The 21,617-nt window shown below is 66.7% G+C and carries 17 protein-coding genes and 2 pseudogenes; 18 read left to right on the top strand and 1 reads right to left on the bottom strand.

Features of this window, described 5'->3' with window-relative positions; genetic code table 11:
* The first annotated feature begins 266 nt into the window (after positions 1-266).
* From OHB41_RS08695 to OHB41_RS08605, 18 genes and pseudogenes are all read left to right on the top strand, one after another.
* The gene (locus OHB41_RS08695) at positions 267-1,508 is read left to right on the top strand and encodes an AAA family ATPase (RefSeq protein WP_006378909.1); all 1,242 of its coding nucleotides are present in this window, start codon (positions 267-269) and stop codon (positions 1,506-1,508) included.
* Between the two features lie 108 nt (positions 1,509-1,616).
* Positions 1,617-3,302, top strand: coding sequence for a vWA domain-containing protein (locus tag OHB41_RS08690; RefSeq protein ID WP_006378804.1), 1,686 nt, complete (start codon positions 1,617-1,619; stop codon positions 3,300-3,302).
* Between the two features lie 176 nt (positions 3,303-3,478).
* Positions 3,479-5,386, top strand: a complete 1,908-nt coding sequence (locus OHB41_RS08685; protein WP_266697338.1) for an AAA family ATPase — start codon at positions 3,479-3,481, stop codon at positions 5,384-5,386.
* Positions 5,387-5,614: 228 nt separating this feature from the next.
* On the top strand, positions 5,615-6,259 hold the full coding sequence (locus OHB41_RS08680; RefSeq protein ID WP_200698715.1) for a TetR/AcrR family transcriptional regulator: 645 nt from the start codon (positions 5,615-5,617) through the stop codon (positions 6,257-6,259).
* Between the two features lie 256 nt (positions 6,260-6,515).
* Positions 6,516-8,020 (top strand): annotated as a pseudogene (locus tag OHB41_RS08670) (IS3 family transposase).
* 131 nt (positions 8,021-8,151) lie between these two features.
* Positions 8,152-8,280, top strand: a pseudogene (locus OHB41_RS52290) (type I restriction-modification system subunit M N-terminal domain-containing protein); the annotation flags it as partial.
* Between the two features lie 44 nt (positions 8,281-8,324).
* On the top strand, positions 8,325-8,579 hold the full coding sequence (locus tag OHB41_RS08665; RefSeq protein WP_158697438.1) for a hypothetical protein: 255 nt from the start codon (positions 8,325-8,327) through the stop codon (positions 8,577-8,579).
* 316 nt (positions 8,580-8,895) lie between these two features.
* Positions 8,896-11,694, top strand: a complete 2,799-nt coding sequence (locus OHB41_RS08660) for a UvrD-helicase domain-containing protein (RefSeq protein ID WP_006379206.1) — start codon at positions 8,896-8,898, stop codon at positions 11,692-11,694.
* 286 nt (positions 11,695-11,980) lie between these two features.
* The gene (locus tag OHB41_RS08655; RefSeq protein WP_200698713.1) at positions 11,981-12,394 is read left to right on the top strand and encodes an SsgA family sporulation/cell division regulator; all 414 of its coding nucleotides are present in this window, start codon (positions 11,981-11,983) and stop codon (positions 12,392-12,394) included.
* Between the two features lie 149 nt (positions 12,395-12,543).
* Positions 12,544-12,939, top strand: a complete 396-nt coding sequence (locus OHB41_RS52585) for a vWA domain-containing protein (protein ID WP_078507328.1) — start codon at positions 12,544-12,546, stop codon at positions 12,937-12,939.
* On the top strand, positions 12,866-13,948 hold the full coding sequence (locus tag OHB41_RS08640; RefSeq protein ID WP_103544021.1) for an AAA family ATPase: 1,083 nt from the start codon (positions 12,866-12,868) through the stop codon (positions 13,946-13,948). Before OHB41_RS52585 ends, OHB41_RS08640 begins: the two co-directional genes overlap by 74 nt.
* A 96-nt stretch (positions 13,949-14,044) precedes the next feature.
* Positions 14,045-14,215, top strand: coding sequence for a hypothetical protein (locus OHB41_RS08635; protein WP_181007495.1), 171 nt, complete (start codon positions 14,045-14,047; stop codon positions 14,213-14,215).
* Between the two features lie 5 nt (positions 14,216-14,220).
* On the top strand, positions 14,221-14,778 hold the full coding sequence (locus OHB41_RS08630; RefSeq protein ID WP_103544022.1) for an HNH endonuclease: 558 nt from the start codon (positions 14,221-14,223) through the stop codon (positions 14,776-14,778).
* Complete coding sequence (locus OHB41_RS08625; protein ID WP_200698712.1) at positions 14,778-15,164, top strand: zinc finger domain-containing protein; 387 nt, start codon at positions 14,778-14,780, stop codon at positions 15,162-15,164. The genes OHB41_RS08630 and OHB41_RS08625 overlap by 1 nt, the downstream gene beginning before the upstream one ends.
* Positions 15,161-16,363, top strand: a complete 1,203-nt coding sequence (locus tag OHB41_RS08620) for a hypothetical protein (RefSeq protein WP_266697335.1) — start codon at positions 15,161-15,163, stop codon at positions 16,361-16,363. Before OHB41_RS08625 ends, OHB41_RS08620 begins: the two co-directional genes overlap by 4 nt.
* A gap of 94 nt (positions 16,364-16,457) precedes the next feature.
* The gene (locus OHB41_RS08615; RefSeq protein ID WP_103544024.1) at positions 16,458-16,643 is read left to right on the top strand and encodes a hypothetical protein; all 186 of its coding nucleotides are present in this window, start codon (positions 16,458-16,460) and stop codon (positions 16,641-16,643) included.
* 41 nt (positions 16,644-16,684) lie between these two features.
* On the top strand, positions 16,685-17,407 hold the full coding sequence (locus OHB41_RS08610; protein WP_103544025.1) for a hypothetical protein: 723 nt from the start codon (positions 16,685-16,687) through the stop codon (positions 17,405-17,407).
* A 1,580-nt stretch (positions 17,408-18,987) separates the two neighbouring features.
* Positions 18,988-19,542 (top strand): hypothetical protein, encoded by a 555-nt coding sequence (locus tag OHB41_RS08605; RefSeq protein ID WP_266697334.1) that lies wholly within the window; start codon positions 18,988-18,990, stop codon positions 19,540-19,542.
* A gap of 541 nt (positions 19,543-20,083) precedes the next feature.
* Here the strand turns inward: OHB41_RS08605 and OHB41_RS08600 are convergent.
* Entirely contained in the window at positions 20,084-21,502 is a 1,419-nt protein-coding gene (locus OHB41_RS08600) for an IS1182 family transposase (protein WP_526025027.1), read from the bottom strand.
* Between the last annotated feature and the right edge of the window lie 115 nt (positions 21,503-21,617).

Here is a 21,617-nt window from a genome sequence, read left to right as displayed (position 1 = left end):
GGGTGACGGGTGCTGCGGCGGGGCCGGGCACAGGTGGAGGACAGTGCTGGATCGCGCGGAGCGCGATCGGGTGGCGATGTGCAGCGGGGCTCCATCGCCACCAATGGCGGGAGTGCAGGTCTCCGCCAGGCTCCGACGGCGCGGCCCGCGCCACAGGAGCCTTCACGGCCTATGCAGCCTCGGCGACGCCGAGAGCAGCAGCGCCGTCCTCCGACATCTCTTGGCTTTCTCTCTCTTCCTCGCCCACGCACAGAAAAGACGTCGACATGAAGTTCAACGACACCCTGACGACCCTCATCAAGCAGTCCCTTGAGGTCGGCGCGACGCCCGCTCTCATGGGCGAACCCGGCATCGGCAAGTCCAGCTTCGTCGAGGACCTGGCCTACTCCATGGGCACGCAGGCATTCACGCTGCCGTGCAACCAGCTCGCCGACAAAGCAGACCTCACCGGTGCGCGCCTGGTGCCGTACACCAAGGACGACGGCACGCAGAGCTACAAGCAGGTCTTTTACCCGCACCAGGTGATCCAGGAGTGCATCGACTACGCCGAGAAGAACCCGCGCGAGTGGCCGATCCTCTTCCTCGACGAGATCAACCGCACCACCTCCGACGTCACCTCCGGCGCGCTGACCCTGGTCACGCTGCGCCGCATGGGGTACGTCGACCTGCCCAAGAACGTCCGCATCGTCGTGGCCGGCAACGACAGGGGCAACGTCACCTCGCTCGACGAGGCAAGCCTGTCCCGCTTCGCGATCTTTCACGTCGAGCCCGACGCCGCCACCCTCATGTCCGTCCTCGGCGACAACATGAACCCCTGGGTGAAGACGGTGCTCACGCAAGCCCCCGGGCTCGTCTTCCAGAAGTCGACGCCCGAGGCCATCGTCGCCGACGGCCAGGACGACGACGACAACGGCAACGTCACGATGGCCGATCTGTTCGACGGCGGCGAGGAGATGAACCAGCTCACCACGCCGCGCACCATCGACAACCTGTCGAAGTGGCTCAACGCGGCCGACCCGCAGCAGCTGGCGCAGTATCTGGCCACCCCGATCCAGATCGGCGACCGCGAGACCTCGCTGCTGAACGAGGCCATCGAGGCCTACGTCGGGGACACCATGTTCACCACGCAGCTCGTGGCCACCATCGCCCAGGACCTGGCGAGCAACGTCGGCGGCGTGCAGCAGAACCGGGTGAACGTCCCGAAGCCGAACTGCTACCAGAGCTTGAAGGCCGCAGCGACCATGACCGACATGGCCGCGGTCATCGCGACGCTGACCGACAACGAGAAGTCCGGGTCGCTGCTGTACGCGCTCAAGGAGAGCAAGGACAACGCGCGCCTCATCGAGCAGCTGGCCCAGGCCATCACCCAGATCGAGCCGGAGCACACCCGCACGCTCATCGAGATGGTGACCAGCCAGCAGATCGACCGCCAGAACCTCGAGGCCTTCATGGAGATCGACGCTCCGATCGTCAACCAGGCCAAGCCGGTCCTCTCGGCCTTCCTCTGATCGCTCGCTTACCGGTGGTGGGGACTACTGCGGTGCAGTCCTTGCTGCAACTCCCCACCACCGGCGGCGTTCTGCCGCTGCCTTGTCCTCAGAAGGAGACCACGACCCATGACGATCACCGTCACGAACCAGAAGCCGGCCGTACTCGACGCACTGCACACCATCTCGTGCACCGGTGATTACGACCCGATGCCGGCGATCCAGCAGACCCTCATCGACCCGCTGCTGGAGCCGTTGAACCCCAACGCCCCGGCGAGCATCACCGATGCCCAGGGCGCTGATCTGACGGGGAACATCCCGGATCTGGTCCTGAGCTGCCTCGGCGACACGCTGAACGTGGCCAGCGAGCAGACCGTCAAGGAGCTGCTCGGGCAGACCCTGATCAACTTCGACCAGGGCACACCGCTGCCGGTCGCCGAGCTCTTCGCCGTCCAGGCCGGACAGCAGAACAAGATGCCCGCGCCCTCCCCGCGGGTGCTCTACACCGCGCAGGCTGATGTCCTCCCGGCCGCGAAGGCTCTGCTGGCGGGGACCGGCGACGAGAGCGCCTTCTTCGCCTCGATCGCCTACACCTTCCACCCCGACACCCTCGGGTTCTGGTTCCAGTCCTCCGCGGCCTTCGACGACTTCAAGATCTGGCTGTCCCAGCAGACACAGACGATGGCCAGTGCGTTGCCGCTGGCCACCACCAAGCTGCTCAACGACTTCACGGCCCTGTCCCTGAAGGGGCTCACCGAGTCGCTGCTGGTGCGCAAGGACGACTCTGACGCCAACGATGAGCACTCCTTCGCCCGCGTGCTCGTGCACATGCTCATGAACTACATCGAGCAGCAGCGGGTCCAGGCCAGCCAGCAGAACACCGCCCTGGACACAGGCGTCCTGCCGTTCACGATCGGGGAGTTGTTCTGCCCGCGCTCCCTCGTCCTGGTCAACGTCGAGGCCCATGCCCGGGCCACCGCGGCGAAGATCACGGGGGAGTGGAACCTCATCAACCAGTCGCTGGCCTCGCCGGTGAAGGTCGTCTCGAACACGTCGCTGTCCAAGCTCACGTCGCTGCCACGGGCCGCCGCCCGGGCCGCCGCCCTGGGAGCCACGCAGCAACCGGGCCAGCCTGGCAGCCGTAGCGCCCAGGTGGCGTTCCGCAAGCAGCCGCCGAGCAAGCTCGACCTGCTCAAGGACATCACCCGGGTGCTGCGCCGGATGGGCAAGGTCAACAAGTCACAGAACATCTTCCGCACAACGAAGGCGACCTTCCTCAAGGCCAACCGCCGGGACCCGGACGACTGCAACAAGCCCGGCCGGATCACCTCGGTGCAGTACATGCCCGACCTGCACATCTACATCGACACCTCCGGTTCGATCTCCGAGGAGAACTACCAGGAGGCGGTCATGATGCTCATCCGGATCGCCAAGAAGCTCAACATCAACCTGTACTTCAACTCGTTCAGCCACTTCCTGTCCCAGGAGGTGATGCTGCGCACGGAGAACAAGTCGACGACTCAGATCTGGAAGGAGTTCCGCAGGATCCCGAAGGTGTCGGGCGGAACGGAGTACACCCAGATCTGGCGGTATATCAACGCCAGCCGCGTGCGCCAGCGCAGGCTCTCGCTCGTGGTCACCGACTTCGACTGGCTGCCGCCGTCCACGCGCCAGGACCACCCGAAGAACCTGTACTACGCACCGTGCTCCGCCATGGACTGGTCGTTCATGGTTGACCTGGCAAAACGCTACGCCGACTCGATGCAGCACATCGATCCGAGCATCCGGCAGAAGCTCCTCGGCATGGTCGTCTGACCCTGCTGCCCCAAGAACCGCCAAGAGCGGTGCCGTGCAACCAACTCCCCTGGCTGGCACCGCTCTTGGCGACCCCTGACTTTCCCTCTCACTCATCCATATCCCTGCTCGGGACACCGTGGCGCATCCACCCAGCGCGCCACCACGCCGAGCGACCCGCACCGAAGGAGGACCCGGTGGGTCTCAGCAACTTCACACCCGGCGGCTCCGACGACGACAAGGGCAACGGCGGTGGCGGCAGCTTCCCTCCGCAGTTCCCGTCCGCGGCCTTGCCGTCCAGCGGTGGCAGCGCCGATGACGTCAAGGAGCTCCTCGTCGACTACAACGAGAAGTTCAAGAACGCCGATCCGACCATGTTCCGTGACACGCTCATCGGGCAGGTCCTCTCGGTCATCATCAGCAAGACCAAGCCCAACGCTCTGCTGGTCGGTTCCGCCGGCGTCGGCAAGACGAAGATCGTCGAGGACATTGCACGGCGCATCGCGCTCGGCGACGCCCTCATTCCCGACCAGCTCAAGGACTACACGATCTACGAGCTGCCCATCACCAACATCATCGCCGGGACCGGCATAGTCGGCTCGCTGGAGGAGAAGGTCAAGGCGATCGTCGAGTTCGCCTCGGACCCCAAGAACAAGGCCATCCTGTTCATGGACGAGATCCACCAGATCACCGGAGGGTCCGGCAGCCATGGCGACGCCGTCGGCCGCAAGATCTCGCAGATCCTCAAGCCGGCCCTGGCCCGCGGCGACATGTCCGTCATCGGTGCGACCACCAGCACGGAGTCTCGTGCCTTCGATGAGGACCCGGCCTTCGCCCGTCGCTTCACCCGGCTCATCGTCGACGAGCTGAGCGTGGAACAGACGCTGGCCGTGATGACCACGGTCCGGCCCGGCCTGATGGCGCACTACCGTCACCAGATCGGGGTCTCCGACGACGTCCTGGCCTCGGTGGTGCAGATCGCCGAAGCGAACTCCCGGGCTGGCCAGCGCCGTCCGGACAACGCCATCACGCTGCTCGACCGGGCGATGGCTGACCGGGTCCTGGAGCAGAAGAAGCTCATCGTCCAGGCCGAGGTCGCCGGCGACACGGCGCTCGCGCAGACCTTGCGGTCCATTCCGCAGGTGCCGCTGACGAGCACCCGTGTGCTCGATGTGGCCAAGCGCCTGATGACCGGAAACGCCCAGCGCAAGGACCTCGACGTTGCCGCGCTGAGCGCCACGCTCACCAGCCGCCTGCAGGGCCAGGACGACGTGCTCGCCAAGCTCACGGACCGTCTGGCCCGCGAAGAGCTCGACCTGTTCCCGACGAAGACGCCCACGACGTGGCTGTTCGCCGGGGCCTCGGGTGTGGGTAAGACCGAGGCGGTCAAGATCATCGCTGAGGAGACGACCGGCACCGAGCCGATCATCCTCAACCTGACCGAATTCCACAGCGAGTGGTCGACGTCGAAGATCATCGGCGCACCTCCCGGCTATGTCGGATCGGACTCCAACCAGGAGCTCCCGTTCGACACGCTGGAGTCCAACCCCCACCGGGTGATCCTGCTCGACGAGTTCGAGAAGGCCGACAAGGCCGTGCAGCGCCTGTTCCTCTCGGCATTCGACGAAGGCTACATCCGCAATGCCCATGGCAAGATCCTGGACTTCTCCAAGGCCCTGGTCATCTGCACGACCAACGCCGCCCGTGATTCGCTCGACGGCAAGATGATCGGCTTCGGCAACAACCCGAAGACCATCTCGAACCAGAGCCTCAACAAGGCACTGGAGCAGTTCTTCGACGCCGAGCTGCTGGGCCGGTTCTCACTGGTCGTGGGGTTCAACCCCATCGACCGGCAGACCTACCGACAGATCATGGCCGCCGACTACGAGCGGCAGCGTGAACGGATCGTCGAGGCCAAGCCGCGGCTGGCCCAGGCGCTTCCCGCGTCGATGCCCGACGACGAGCTGCGCGCCATCGAAGAGACCACCTACGTGGACTCCCAGGGTGCGCGGCCGGCGCGCAAGGCAGTTCGCACCTGGATCGAGGACTACCTGCTCGCTGCCCAGACCGGCGGCACAGCCTCGGCATCCCCCTCGGATGACTGAGCAGCCGTCCACATCGCACCGAGCGCTCCCGTTCCGGATGTTCCGGAACAGGAGCGCTCGGCGTCAAGTCCGTCGACGACATCACAGCGGCGCTGGCCCGGCCCTGACCAGCATCGCGGGGGCGAACACGCTCCCGCGTCGGGCGGCCGGGCCTGGACCAGACAGCGGCCGCCGCCGGCCCGGCTCCGAGGGGCCGGGCCGGTGCCACCCCACCGAACAGGAAGTGACATGACCGAGGAGATCCGGAGCACCGCAGGGCGCCCGATCGGGGCACGCGGTCTGAAGACTCGCAGCCAACTGCTGCTCTGTCTCAAGGAGTTGCTGGCCGAGCACGGCTATCACGCGACGAGAGTGATCGATGTCGCCCGTCGCGCGCGTACCTCGCCCGCGACCTTCTATCAGTACTTCGCAGACGTCGACGCGGCCGCCCTGGAGCTGGCCCGGCCCGTGGCGCAGGAGGGAAGCGACGGACTGATCTACGCGGAGATCGGCAGTTGGTGGGGCGGCGGGCGTCACGCGGCCGGGAGCACGGTGGACGCCTTCTTCGCGTTCTGGCGGGAGCACGAGGTGGTCCTGCGGGTGGTCGACCTGCGGGCGGCCGAGGACGACAGCCGGTTCGCCGAGATCCGCCGCCGCATACTCTCCGGTCTCCTGGGGCACCTGGAGTACGCGATCACCGCTCGTCCGTCATCACCCGGCGCGACGGACGACTCCTTCGCCGCGGCCGAGGCGCTGACGGTGCTGCTTGCCGCGGCCGCCGGGCACCAAAACCCCGAGACAGCGGACTCACAGGTGGTTCGCCAGATGCTGGTCGAACTCATCGCCCGGGCCGTGTCCGGCGGAACCGTCGCCGTCCAGCTGCCGACTGCGTGACCCGTCAGGGACGCGAGTCGAGCACGCGATGTCCGACCGGCGACACGCTCGCGGTAGTGACGTGGTGCGCTAACCCCGGCCCAGACGGGCCGGGTACCCGCCACAACCCTCTCGGGAGTACCGCGTTGGCCGTGACCGCCAATGTGATCGACACGCTGATCGGGCGGCCACGGGCCAGCGACGGCTCGGGCCAGCCCGCACCTGGCCGGACCCCTCTCTGTCAAAGTAGATCGAGTCAGGCATACTGGATGATTCATTGAGTCGAGGGCGGAGAAGGAGTAGTGCCCGGGTAGCCAGCACGAATGACCACGGGACCCCTGATCCGCAGGTAGAAGCCCGTTCGACCGGTCCGCGCCGGTATACCGCGGAGTACAAGGCGAGAATCCTCGCGGAGTACGAGACGTTGGACAAGAAGGACAAGGGCGCTCTGCTGCGGCGGGAGGGTCTGTACTCGTCGTTGATCACGACGTGGCGGCAGCAACGGGACAAGGGCGCCCGGGACGCGCTCGCCGCGTCGGCCGGACGGCCGAAGGCGGACCCGAGGGACAAGGAGATCGCGAAGCTGAAGGCGGAGAAGGCCCGCCTGGAAGCCGACCTCGCGAAGGCCCGCACCGTCATCGAGGTCCAGGGAAAACTCTCCGCGCTGCTCGACCAGTTCGCCACGGACAGCGCCCCGAACAGGAACGGCGAGAAGAACCGGTGACCGGGGCCCAGTTCGCGGCCGTGGCGTTCAACACCGCCCGCAACCAGGCTCTTGAAGAGCTCACCGGGCTGGTCGGACGCGTCCAGGCATGCGCCGCGCTCGGCGTGAGCCGTGCCACCTACTACCGCCGACACCGCCGAAGCCCCGCCCCGGCCAAGCCGCGGCCAGAACGGCGCCGACACCCCCGCGCTCTCGCGCCCGAGGAGGAGATACGGGTCCTCGATGTGCTCCATTCCCCGGAGTTCGCCGACATGGCGCCCGCCGAGATCTACGCGGTGCTCCTGGACCGGGGTGTCTACCTGTGCTCGGAGTCGACGATGTACCGGCTCCTGCGACGGCACGGCGAGGTCCGTGAACGCCGCCGCCAGGCCGTCCACCCACCCCGGACCGTTCCCGAGCTGGTCGCCGAGGGCCCGAACCGGGTCTGGAGCTGGGACATCACGAAGCTGAAGGGGCCGGTCAAGGGCGTCTACTACTGCCTCTACACGATCATCGACATCTTCAGCCGCTACACGGTCGGCTGGATGATCGCCGCCCACGAGAACAAGGACCTCGCCGAGCGGTTCCTGTCCGAGTCGATCGCCAAGTACGGCATTGAAACGGGGCAGTTGACGATCCACTCGGACCGCGGGTCCCCGATGGTCGCGCAGAACGTCGCCCAGATGATGGCCGGTCTCGGCGTCACCAAGTCGCATTCGCGGCCGAAGACGTCGAACGACAACCCGTACAGCGAGAGCCAGTACAAGACCCTGAAATACCGGCACGACTTTCCCGAGCGTTTCGGATCCCTCGAGGACGCCCGGGCGTGGTGCACCCACTTCTTCACCTGGTACAACGAGGAGCATCGGCACTCCGGAATCGGCCTGCACACGCCCTACGACGTGCACTTCGGTCTCGCCGAGCAGCTCCGCGAGATGCGTGCCGACGTCCTCCAGGCGGTCTACGCGAAGCACCCCGAACGCTTCGTCCGCAAGCCACCGGAGCCCCCGAAGGTCCCCGCAGCGGCCTGGATCAACCAGCCGGCACCAGACGGCCCACTGATCCCAGCACAGCGTTAAAACGATCTACCTGCCTTGATCGCTTTGACAGGTTCCGGACCGCCCTTCCCCACCAGACGACTTCGGCGCCCCGCCTCCCGGCCGGGCACCACTGATTCCACTGCCCATGGGCCGTGCAAAGGACGTCCGTCATGCCACGGTCGCTCTCTCAGCTCGAGAGGCACCTGCTGGGCGCCGCCGAGGTGCTGCGCGGCCCGCTGAGCCCGCACCAATATCAGGACTATCTGCTGCCGTTCGTCTTCCTGAAGCACGCCAGCGACGTACCTCGCCCCCACGCCCTCATTGCTCAGAAAGGGGGACAGCCATGTCCACCATGCTCCCCAAACCTCTGCTCCAAGAGCACCGAAAGCGAGCCATGGAGCTCTCCGCCGCGGCCCGAACGAACCTCACCGCCCATGTCCGGAGCACCGATGAACTCCGCGAACTGGGCCTCATGCTTGGCCTGATCGAGGTCGATCCCGCAGGATCCCTCGTCACGGCCTGTCCCTGGGATCTCGATGCCGACGATGCTGCCGTCGATGGAACCGACCGGCGCCGCTCGGAGTCGACCTCGACGTGAGGTGAGTTGCCGCTGATGAACGACCGCGCGCCTGGGTAGCGCGCGGTGTCCGGGGCGTGGCTTCGCCACATACCCCGGACTCAGGGGCCTAACGGCCCCTGACGGGTGGGTTGAGAGGAACACGGGCGGGGCTCGTCGGCTGACGAGAGCCCCGCCCGTGTTCGTACCTGCGCCCCCATGGTCCAGCCCTGTCGCTGTGCTCTTCGCTCACCTTCGAGCATTCGACTTGCTGTTAATCTCTTGTCGGAATTGCTATGCGGCGTGATTCATGCCTTCTATCAATCCGCCCCTCAATCCACTCAAGAAAGGCAGCGACATGCCTGTCCTGCTTGATGACCTCGACCTCTCGGCCAATGCCGTTGCTCAGAAGGCCGTCGACCCGAAGTTCTTCTCCTCGAAGCTCACCGGCAACGGCAAGAAGATCGGCCTGCTCAACGAGTCCTTGCTGCCGATCAACACTGCCACCAACACCGCCTACGCCATGGCCACCGATATCGAGGTCAAGCAGAGCTCGACGCAGCATGACATCACCACGACGTCGATCCCGCTCGCGCCGATCACGCGCCGCGCTCTGAACGCCGGCGGGTCCTTCACCTTGCCGAGCCCGCACGCCGACGACCGCTTCGCTGTCGACACCGCGTCCAGCCGATTCGACGACTGGGACGTCGCCTTCGACATGACCCCGCAGGCGCTCGTGTTCTACGAGGACAAGTCCGGCGGCAAGTCCACGCGCGACCTCGTCATCCAGTACCGGATGGAGCTGTACTTCTTCAAGAATGGGCTGCCCGACCCGGAGTACGCGACCGCTGTCTCGCGCTCGGCCGGCTACGGCAACCACGACGCCGCCGTCTTCCTGCAGTGGGACACCAGCCCGCTGGAGAACGCCCGTGACTACGTCCAGGACGTGCTCACATCCGCCGGCCTGACGGCCTCCAACCTCGGCGATGAGTTTGACGAGTGGATGCGCCAGTACTCGATCTACGAGCGCATCACGCGCCTGGCCCAGATCTGGGACTCCGAGGTGATTGCCGACGAGGTCTGCCGCTACATCCAGGACATGCCCGCGGGCCCGACGGAGCAGCAGCTGAATATGCTCGCCGTCCAGCTGCGCTACCTGGAGAACTACAACGTCCCGCTGGAGGCCTACCGCCAGATCCACAAGCAGCTGGATGCGACCTTCTCCGACCGGATCGCCACGAAGCTGTCGAAGCAGAACCTCAGCCTGCTGATGAACCGCACGCTCGACCACCTGGAGCAGATGAAGCCTCAGCTGATCGTGCCTGCGCAGCCGGCCACGCCTCCGAATCTGCCGCCCCACCTGTCCAAGCAGCAGCTCGACGCGCTCACCACGCACGAGCCGCTGGTGATGACGCAGGCGGGAGCCGGCACCGGCAAGTCGACCGTGATCCTCGAACGGATTAAGTACCTCGAAGCCTGCGGCGTCCCCGCCTCGGACATCACGGTGCTCTCGTTCACCAACGCCGCAGCCGACAACATCACGGAGAAGAACCCGGACGTCGGCTCGATGACGATCGCCAAGATGATCATCGATATCTACTCGATGAACCACCCGAGGCACAAGGTCTCGGCCATCGACACCATCATCAACTCGATCGACATCTTCTACCCGAACAGCCAGTTCGCGGCGACGTTCCGCCACCGCCTGCTGGAGGTCGACCAGAACAGGACCGGTGCCTTCACGGCCCTGAACACCTTCGTCGAGAGCCACTTCGACGAGGTGATCGCCCTGCTCGACCGCATCGAGCAGACGTCGCTGGAGCTGCAGATCATCATCTGCTACCAGAAGATCGACGACATGGCCGAGCCGGCCCACGTGCAGTCGAAGTACCTCATCATCGACGAGGTGCAGGACAACAGCGTGTTTGAGTTCATCTACGTGCTGAAGTACATCACCAAGCACGCTCAGTCCCTGTTCATCGTCGGCGATGCCTCGCAGACGCTGTACGAGTTCCGCTCAGCGAACCCGCGCGCGCTCAACACGCTGGAGGGCTCGGGGGTCTTCGCGACTTTCAAGCTCACGACGAACTACCGGAGCAACCAGGAGATCCTGGACTTCGCGAACGTCGTGCTCGGCGGCCTGGAGACCAACCAGTTCGCCAACATCCAGCTGCAGGCGAACTCGCTCGCCATGCCTACGGCCGACTCGTTCCAGGAGAAGGTCACCCTGGAGTACCGCGAGGTGGCCAGACTCACCGGGTTCGTCACCCAGGACCTGCAGGCGATCGTGCGTAACACGGTCATCCCCGACTACGTGGACAAGTGCCTGGACCGGGGCGAGCAGGTGGCTTTCCTGGCCTACTCGCGCCGCGAGGTGTCCTTGATCCAGGATGTGCTCGAAAAGCGCTACCCGGACCGCCACGTCGCCTCTCTGGTCAGCGATCGGGTCTACGCCACGGACATCTTCTCGAAGTACATCAAGTTCTTCTGGAACGACGTCCTGCAGGCACCGCCGGCCAACGCCGCGTTCGTGGTCTCCCAGGGGATCAAGGACAACATGGGCAAGCTGACAAAGAACGCTGCCAACGCCAACGTTGAGAAGGCGATCCTGCGCACGATCTCCGAGTGGTGGATCGAGAACAGCGCGACCATCAACGGCTGGGTCACGCTCTGCCACCAGGGCACGCTCACGCACGTGGCGTTCTTCGATCGGCTGCGCGACAACCTGCTCTCCTTTGAGATTCGGCGGAACCAGCAGAAGCTGAACATCAACAAGCAGAAGAACCAGGAGCGCAAGCGGAAGAACCTCGAGTCCAAGGCCGACCTGGTTGTTTCGACGATCCACGGTGCCAAGGGTCTCGAATTCGACAACGTTGTCGTCCTCTACAGGGAGGACACGAAGATGACCCAGGACGTCAAGCGGATGTTCTACGTCGCCTTTACCCGTGCCATGAAGAGCCAGTACGTACTCGGCTACGGCACCGTGAAGAACCCGCCGATCCAGAGCAGTTACGAGCAGATCGTGACGGCTCTGACCGAGCGCGACAAGAGGAACGCCGCTCGCGCCCTCGGCATCGATCCGGACCTCTTGGACGACAACGACAGCGCTGCTCCCGGCAACACCGAAGATCGCTCTGCGGTCACTGCGGCCGTCTGACCAACCGCCGCCACCCCATGCCGCAGGGGCGGGTGTTCTCGACGAGCGAGACACCCGCCCCTGCGGTCTTCCGCATTGCACAAACCTACCTCGTCCAATGGGCCATCCAGGGCGAGGTCCTCTTCGCCATCAACGCCCTGGCAGAACGCCAGGCGCAGCAAGCCGCACCCGCCATGTCCCCCTCCCGCACAGCGACCTAGCTAGGCGGAACGGCGGTGTTTGAGCAGCGCCGGGCCTTGCCTCCCGCCTCCACCACGCTTTCCCGCCGAAGAACAGGAATCCACCCATGGACTTTCCCGGCCTGGAACTGAAGATCCGCATGACGCTCGTGGCCGACCCGGACGCGCGTGTCTTCGTCCCCGTGCGGCTGTACTACACGGACTCCGACCCGTACGCGGTGCAGTTCTCCTTTGACGTCACGCCCGACGAGGTGGTCCGGTGGACGTTCGCCCGGGAACTGCTCGACCAGGGCCTCATCACACCCGCTGGCATCGGGGACGTGAAGATCACTCCGATCGGTCCTCACCGAAACCGCTGCTTCAGCATCGAACTGGAATCCCCCGGCGGATACGCCTGCCTTGAAGGGCCGGCAGCTTCCGTGAAGGCATGGCTCGCCAAGACCTTCGAGGTCGTCCCCGCAGGCCGGGAGTCTGAAACCGTCGATATCGACAGCTTCCTCGACGAGCTTTTGACCCACTGAGCCAAGCACCGCCCCGCACGCCCGCAACGGGCCCAGCGCAAGAAGACCCGCGCCGCCATGTCCCACGAGCGGCGCGCAGCAGCCTCCGCAAAAGCGGCGGCCTCGGCGACCGCGCCGCCGTCTACCTCGTGATCGACCGCTCCTACTTCATGAAGAACTACTTCACCGACGGCACCGTCCAGCGGCTGAGCGACCAGATCCTCAGCCTGTCGGCACACCTCGACGACGACGGCAAGGTCCCGGTCGGCGCGGCTTCTTCTCCGGCGGAATACACACCCTCACGCGAGGCGGCTTGTTCCGCCGCTCCCAGAGTTTCGTCGTCGTCGCACTCGGCGCTCACCAGGGTCGCATCGCGGAGCTGCACAACTCCCTGGGGCACCTCCCTATTGCCCTCGGACAACAGGGGGCTTCCGATCCGCTGGTCCGCCGCCATCTCCATCCACTCAACTCCCGCGAAAGCGAGAAGTCTTCATGCCCGCATCCACGATCGTCGCCTCCGGCGGGGAGTTCCGCCTCTACGGGGACTCCGTGCAGACCTTCGCTGACCTGCCCGTGGCCACCTACACGATCGCCTTCTCTCAGACGACCGGCTACAGCCTGCGCCAGACGGAGCCGCTGGCATGCGCCGGAGAGACCGTCTATGGCAGCCACGCCTCCCGTGTACGGAGGATCGTCACCGGCTACTCCGCCATGGACCGCTCGCTCGGCGTCATCCTCTCCGGCGACAAGGGCATGGGTAAGAGCCTCATGCTCCGCCTGCTCGCCGAGCGGATGCGCGAGGAGCACCACCTGCCCACCGTGCTCGTACACCACGACACACCGGGGCTGGCAGCCTTCCTCGACGAGCTGGGCGAAGTCGTCGTCGTCTTCGACGAGTTCGAGAAGATCTTCTCCAACGAGGACGACGAGTCGCAGAACCAGTTCCTGAGTCTGTTCGACGGGCTGAGCACGACGAAGCGCCTCTACGTCCTGTCGGTCAACGAGCTGCACCGCGTCAACGACTACATGCTCAACCGCCCCGGCCGCTTCCACTACCACATGCGCTTCGCCTACCCCGAGCCCGAGACGGTGGCCACCTACCTGCGCGACCAGGTGCCCGGAGTAGCCGAGAAGCAAGTGGCCGAGATCGTCGACTTCTCCCGGAAGTACGACATCAACTTCGACCACCTGCGGGCGATCGCCTTCGAGCTGCGTCTGGGAGAGTCGTTCGCCGAGGTGATCGGTGACCTGAATATCAAGCGCAGCGAGCACGCCGGCTCGCGGATCGAGGCCCACATCACCTGGAAGAACGGCGACACCGACGTCTTCGACGGTCGTGTCGATCTGTTCAACAGCGACAGCCTGCAGACCATCAACGACTGGGACACCGGCATCGGGCTGCAGTTCCGCATGCGCGACGCCGTCCCGTCCGAGGACGGCTACCAGCTCCCGGATGGTGCCTTCACGCTCACCGACCTCCGTGACGAGGACGACAGGTCGCCCGACGACGAGAAGGACCTGCGTGCCGCCGCGGTGATCCTGCGCCGTCCCCCGAAGTACTCCATCGACTTCTGAGGACGCCCCCATCTGAACCGCCGAGGCGCCACTCCAGTCTCCTCGGCGGTTCGCTGTCCGGCTCACGCGTTCCTGTACAGAAAGCAGCCTTCGACCATGCCCGAGTACCGCATCGTCTCCGAGCCCCGCCCCGGCGCAGAGCATCGTGAGCCCCGAAGGGCCAACCTTTGCCTCGGCAAGGTCAGTCTCGTCACGGCCATCGACTCCGAGGATCTGTTCCGGGTGACCAGGCGTGAGCTGATCTCCTTCGGCAACGACCTGCACTGAGCGCTATGCAGCCAGATCCGACTGTGCTGCTCGCCTGCCTGGCCGTCGCTGCGCTCGGTGTCCTGTGTCTCGCCATCGGCGTTGGCCGTAAGCGGCGTTGGCGTGATCCCACCCGGCTCTTCAGCTGGCCCCAGAAGCAGCAGCTCATCCGCCAGGCCAACGGCCGGTGCGAGCACAAGCCGCCCCTCTGGTTCCGGTGCCCGGCACCGGGAACTGAGGCCGATCACATACACCCCTGGAGCCGCGGCGGGGCGACTGAACTGTGGAACGGCCAGATGCTCTGCCGCCGGCACAACCGGCGGAAGTCCAACCGTGTGCCGAGCCCCCTCTACCGCTGGCGTCTCGCGCGCCGGCGCAAGAGATACGCGGACGACTCCTGGAGCCGTCGCGACTCGTTCGGCCGTTACGAGCGCGAGGAGTACGAGGTCGGAATGCGCAGGGCCTCGGAACTGATCGACCCCGCCGAGGACGGCGGCCCGAATCCGTCACAGCTCCAGTGCTCGCAGCACAACGGCTTCGGCCCCTGCCCCGGCGCCCCCTACTGCACTCCGAAGGATTCCTGATGACCGACCTGACCCCGAACGACTGGCAGCGTGAGAACCTGCCGCCGCTCGCCGTCGCCTGCCCGGACTGCGGCTCGGCGGCCGGCGAACTGTGCAGGAGCCACGGCGGCACCCGCGCCCGCAACTCCCAGGTGCACCAAGGACGTTCCGCCGCATGGAACCAGGCCCGGATCGACGGCAACCCAGCCGTCCGCCTCATCCTCGACGCCACCAAGACCCGGCGGGGCATGCACGGCACGCACGCCGCCGAGCTGCTCGACGCCCATGGCCACACGGCCGAGGCCGAGCGGATCCGCCGCGCCGTGTCCGAGCGGAACGGACTGCTGTCCGCCAAACAGGCCGCCGCGCTCATCCTCGACGAAGCCGAGGGAGGTAAGACCCAGTGAGCGCCCGCGACACACTCATCGGGATCCTCCGACAGTGGGCCGAGCGGCACGACGCCGCCCCCCAGACGTCCGAAGCGCTGGTGGCGGCTTCCGACGCAGAGTTGCTGCGCGAGTGGTCCGTGAAGATCCGCGAGGTCGGCACCGCGAGGGGTTGGTCGGTGTGGGCTGCCGCCTACATGGACCCCGATGTTGAGTTCGTCGACACCGGCATGCCGTCGACCGAGATTATCGTTGCCGCGCTGCGCCGCCTCGATCGCGTCTCGGTCCTGCGCGAGGTCGACGAGCAGTTCGCCGCGATGAAGCTGCCCGACGAGTTGAAGGGCACGTTCAACGCCGGTTCCTATGCCGACGCGTGGCGCCGTTGCCGGGTGATCGTCCAGGCCATGGCCAAGGAGAAGGGAAGCCGCCCAGAGCACGAACCGCTGGTCGTGTCGCGGTACGACGTCGCCATGGAGCCCGCCTCGGAGGAAGAGCCGGTCTTCACGGTCGGCGCGGTCGACGGGCGGCCCGTGGCGCTGTGCTTCGACCCAGAGACGCGCCGGAAGGTCGCGGCCTGGCTCGCACCGGGCGAGATCGCCGAGCTGGAGCGGCTGCGGGCTCGATTCAGTCGAGGCCCGGCACAGAGTCAGGACCTCACCCAGCGAATCGCCGCGCTGAAGACGGCCAACGCCCAGTGCCGGGCGGCAACGTTCGTTGCTCTCGCCCTGGCGCTGCGCCAGGAGCCGTCGTATGACCTGGTGACCAAGCTGGAGGACCTCGGAGAACTCGCGTTGACGGGTGAGCCGGATGAGATTGGAACGCTGGTAGAGCAGATCAGTGAACTGGCTTCGGTCGATGAAGTCGCCACTCGGCTCGGCGGAGAGATCCCGTATGTGCCGGGCCCGAACAGCCAGGACGCGCCGGAGGCCCCGGCCGCTCCCGACTTCTTCCAGCCGGAGCGCACCTATCAGCGCGGACGCTGGATGTTCCAGTGCCTCGCCGTAGCCCCCGCGCCCCACAACGGCCAGGTCCACGCGGTCGGCTACCTCGCCCGCCAAGACGGAACCGCGACCGTGCACGGAATGAGCCCCGAGAACTGGAAGCACGACGGCTGGACCGACGTCACCGAGACGGAGGCGGCGTACCCGGACGTCTCCCCCGTGGCGCACGCCGATGCGCCGTCGCGCACTACCGGCGACACCGCGGGGGAGGACCGGTGAGCCAGCCGCACGACCCGCACGATCCTCAGCGAAGGGCCTCGACGGCTCCACCGGCGCGAAGGCCGCCTTCTTCCAGGAGCGCATCAGCGACGCCATGAGCCGCGCCGCCAACGACGTGAGCGATCTCGCGCCCGAGAACGAGCAGGTACGTGACGCGGCCAACCTCATCGACAGCGCCGCGCTGCACTACCTCGAGAACCCCGGCGCGACCCCGCGCCAGGCGATCAAGGCCAGCTGCGACCAGGACGTCGACGACGTCCTCCGCTGGATCCAGGACTGATTCGACCCACTAATTCTTCCATCCTGAAGGAGCAGATCATCATGGGCGCGAGCATGCTCACCGCCACCATCGCGTTCCCGGCCGGAAGCACCGAACCGCCGAACTTCGACCGAGGCCGTCAGCTGCTCGAGAAGATCGAAGATCCCTCGCTCTTCACCTTCGACGAGCCCGGAACTGAGCTGGAGGAGCTGCTACCGGATCTGGACGACGAGTCCGACCTCTTCGACGAGAACGGCGCAGTGCTCATCGAGTACGCCCGGCGCGCCGGGCTCGTCATCATCAACAACCTCGAAATGGCCCTCGACTCCCGTGAGACGACATTCCTCACGGTCGCCGACTACAGGCTCTATATCTCCGGCGGGCTCTCCAACGGCGACACCCCCACGAACGTGACCCAAGCGATCTGGGACGCCTACAAGCTGCCCGAGAGCGTGATCCTCGCCATGGGCTTCATCCCGGACTACGAGCAGCCGCTCTCCCACGCGAACAGCCGCGGGGCCAGCGCGCCCCTCACTGACACCGATGTGGTCGACGCGATCGCGCTCGGCCTGGGCACCTCGCCGGAGTGGCCCGGCACGGACACCCTCAAGTGGATCGCCGAGGCCATCGGCAAGGTGCGTGACGAACCCGGCAACGCTGAGCCCGTCGAGTACCTCAAGCGCTGGTCAGAGCGGTACGGCCTCGACCCGCTGTCGAGCAAGTTCCTCTCGGCGTACATCGTCGAAGAGATCGGCAAGGCCGGCGAAGACGAGAGCGAGGACTGACAGCGCTCGCACGACCCATAATCTGCAGCACTTGGTCAACCAGCTCAACCACCCCTCGAAGAGGCCGGATACGAGACCCCCAGGCCGCCGGTGGAGGAGTTCGGCTACCGGAAGCGACCAGGGAGCCCACCAACAAGGGCACCTTCCGGCACGAGTAGGTGGTATGGGATGACCCGGAGCTTCAGGGCGAGCCACCAGCCGGCGCCGGAGAATCCGCCGAAATCGGGCCATCAGGGACGGGAAAACCGGCGCCGGTGTGCCAGTGACCACCACCCCGACGCATGTCCGCGCCCATGACCACTCTCCACGTGACCCCGGACGCCCTGTATGCCGCAGCTGTGGAAACGGAGCAGACCGGGCCCGGCGCATATGGGTCGACCAAGGCGGCGAAACAGTCGTACCGATCCCGCCCGCCACCAACGACGACTGACGTCACAACGCACCCGCGACCGACACGGGATGCCGCACCCCAGGTTGACGACGCCAACGTGCGCGGCTGGTTCTTGCGGGAGGGCTGCTCCCAATGGCTGTCCGAGACGGATTTCGACTGATCGCCCGCTGGCGACCACCACGCCCGCGTGCTGCACGCTCCTACTGGAAGGAAGACCCTGTGATGACGCTCCCCACCCCCGGCCAGTTGCGCACGCTCATACATGACGCGCTCACCACAGCGCTGACCCGCGACGCCGCCACACTGCCGGCCTCCATGTTCTACACGCCCGGCTGCCGCCCCGCGCTGTTCATCGACAGCAGCGTGGTCCGAGGCGGTCCCGGAGTCGGCAAGACGTTGTGGGCCCGGGTCCTGACCGACCCTGACCTCCGTGCGGCAGCCGCCTATGACCTGAAGATGCCGCGCCTGGAGGATACCCGGGTGATCTCCGCCCCAGGGGCCGCAGGAGACAGCGACGGCTATCCGGCCGCGCCGGAGCTGGAGGCACTGATCGGCGAAGGAATCCGCCCCGTGATGGTGTGGACCGCTGTCGCCCTGACCGCCCTGACCGCCCTGGGCGTCTGCGACCTCACACACCTGCCCAGCTGGCGCGACCGCGCGCAGTGGTTGCTGCGTAACCCCGACGCCCTGCGCCAGGCCGTGGCCGACCTGAACTCGCAGGGCCACACTCATCTGGTTGTCTTCGACAGCTTGGACCGTCTCCACCCCGATCAGCGCATTACGGACCGCCTCGCCTCCGGAGTCCTCCAGCTCGCTGCCGACCTGGCCCGCCTCGGGCCGCGCGTGAGGGCGAAGGTCTTCCTACGCCCCGACACCCTCGACGCGGCCCTGTGGGCGCTCAGGTCCGAGGCCCGACGTGCTCTGCGTACGACCGACTTGAACTGGAGCACGCCGGACCACTGGGGCCAGGTGACCGGAACGCACCTCTACGGGCTGTTCTTCCAGCTCCTGGCGAACCACCCCAGTGAAGTTGCCGCCGCCTTCCGTTCTCTGACCCCGGGCTGGAGGCTCACCCCCGACGGTCGCTTCAGCGCGCCCGAGCAACTGACCTCCGATCCCGCCGCGCAGGAACGCCTCTTCACCGTGATCGCGGACCCGTACATGGGCGCGACAGGAACGCCTCTTCACCGTGATCGCGGACCCGTACATGGGCGCGACCGCCCGCAAGGGCTCCACGTACCGGTTCATGCTCACGCATCTCCAGGACGGTGTCGGCGGAATCAGCCCGCGCCCGTTCCTCATCGCACTGAGGCAGGCCGTGCGCCACGCCCTGGACGATCACCCCGACCACCCGCGCGCCCTTCACCACCGGGACATCCGCCGGGGCGTGCCGGAGGGAGCGCGTGCCCGCGCCGCAGAAGTCGAGCAGGCCATGCCATGGGTGCGGGCGGCACTCGCTCCGCTGGCCGGGCAGCAGCTGCCGATCGAATCCGACCAGGTCATCGCCCAGTGGGACCACGCGTGCCTGCCAGACCGTCTTCGACGTCTCGGCTCCCGCACGGCGGACCCGTACCCCGGCGGCATGCGGCACCTAGCCCGCTACCACGACCTCCTCGAAGAGCTCACTGCTGCTGGCGTCGTGCACCCCAGTACCGATGGGTCCTGGGACATGCCCGATCCGTTCCGCATCGCGTACGGCCTGGGACGCCGAGGAGGTGTGAAACCGGCCTCGGCCCCTGTCTAGCCCCGGCTGAGGCGCGCCCGGACTCCGGCCACGCACCGGCACGCGCACCAGCTTCGCGCTGCCCCGCCGCCGGATACCGATAGTGGGGGTGCGCCTCCCGTCGGCTGCGACGAGTGGTCGCACAGCGTGAGCGCAGGCGCTGGTTGGCTCGTCGATTCCTGAAGCCGAAGGCGTTGCGTGCTTCGAACCGCGCATCACCCGCGCCCTCAAGGTCCTCGCCGAGGCGGGCAAGCCCGTGACGCTCGGCACCTTGCAGTGAGAGCTGGAAGGGCCGCCGACGTTCGAGCGGCAGCCGCGCACGGCTGACGACCCGTGAGTGACCCCCGACTACGTCCCCGGCTCCCGGCCTCCAGCGGCCCCACCGCCCGCAGAGCACCACTTCGGCTAGGAGCGTGTCTCGGTAACGAGCAAGGGGCTCGCTGGCCGTGATCGATGGGATCGGTCGCGGCCGTTTCGTGTGCACCTGTGAGGCCGTGGTTGGGTCCTTCCCGGCTGTTGTTCGGCTGGTAGGGCCTGTGGCGTGGGCCGGGGGCCTGGCTGGTCAGCCGGCCTGGGCGGCGAGCCCGGAGTGTCGGAAGATCTTGCGGAGGTTGTGGCAGGCGGCGAGCAGTCGCCACTCACCGCGGGCGCCGTCCTCGCCACGCAGGAGGAGCTGGCGGCCGTTCTGGCAGGTCATGACCTGTCCGAAGACAGGTTCGACGATGGCTTTGCGGCGGCTGTATGCCTTCCGGCCGGGTTTGGTCCGCAGTTTGCGGGCCATGCGCTCCTTCAGCGTGGCGTCCTTGGGGATGCGTCCGCGTGGAGCGGGCGGGACCTGCTCGTCGTGGGCGAGTCGGCCGGTGGCCATGAAGGTGTCGGTGCCGCAGGCCAGTTGGCGCTCGTTCGCGGCTTCGAGGTTGGTCTCGGAGCAGTACCCGGCGTCGACCAGGGCCTGCTTGGGGTGGATGCCGGTGTTGTGGGCGGACTGGTCGAGCATCGTGGTGTAGTTCAGTGCGTCGGAGGGGTTGGTCGTCACGTCGGCGGCGGTGATGACCTGGTGTTCTTCGTCGACGACGGCCTGGGCGTTGTAGGCCTGGATGTAGGCGCCGTCGCTGTTCTTCATGATCCGCGAGTCGGGGTCGGTGAAGTTGGCCTGGGCTTTGGGCTTGGGACGGGCCTTGGCGGCGGCCGCTTCCCCGGCGTCGGTGACGGCCTGCTCGTCGCTGCTGGCGGCACGTTCCTGACGGCGGCGTTCCTTGTCCTCGGCGTGGGCGCGGGCCTTGGCGGCGGCCTCGGCCTCGATCTGCGCGCGGGCGGCCTGCAGCTTCGCCAGGCGTTTCTCACGCCGGTCCAGCTCGGCGGGCAGGTCCGCCTCCTTGCCGTCCACGCCGAAGGTGTCGTCCTCGGCTTCGTCGGCGGCCTCGGCGTCGGTCAGCAGGGCGTGGGCCTTCGCTTCCAGAGCGGCGATCTCGGCCTCTATCCGCTCTTCCTTGTCGACCAGGCGGCCGTAGCTCATCGCCTTGTGTTTGGAGGCGCTGGCCTCCAGTTTCGTGCCGTCCAGCGCGACGCGTCCCATCTTGACCATGCCGAGTGTCTGTGCGAGGTGCAGGGACTGGGTGAACAGACCGGCCAGCGCGTCGAGGTGGCGGCGGCGGAAGCGGGCGATCGAGCGGAAGTCCGGTTCCTGGCCGGCGGCCAGGAACCGGAACGCGACATCGTCGGCCAGGCGGCGCTCGATCGCCCGGGAGGAGCGGACGCCGGTGGTGTAGCCGTAGATCAGCAGTCGTACCATCAGCCGCGGATCGTAGGGCGGGTAGCCGCGCTTTTCGGTGTAGTCCGCCAGGACCGGTCCGAGGTCGAGCACCTCATCGACCAGGTCGGCGACGAACCGGGCCAGGTGGCCCTCGGGCAGCCAGTCGTCCAGCGACGGCGGCAGCAGCAGGACCTGATGCGGATCGAAGGGCCGAAACGTCTTGTCCACCGCCGCCAGCTGACCCTGCGGCCGCTTCTTCCCGACCGGCTCGACCTCGAACAGCCCCTCGCCACCACGCATACCGTGATCATCCCGTATGAATAATCACGAACCGCAGGCGGGT

The sequence above is a fragment of the Streptomyces sp. NBC_01571 genome (assembly GCF_026339875.1).
Classification (GTDB): Bacteria; Actinomycetota; Actinomycetes; order Streptomycetales; family Streptomycetaceae; genus Streptomyces.
The sequence above is the reverse complement of the archived record's forward strand: the minus strand, read 5'-3'. Positions and strand labels throughout refer to the sequence as shown.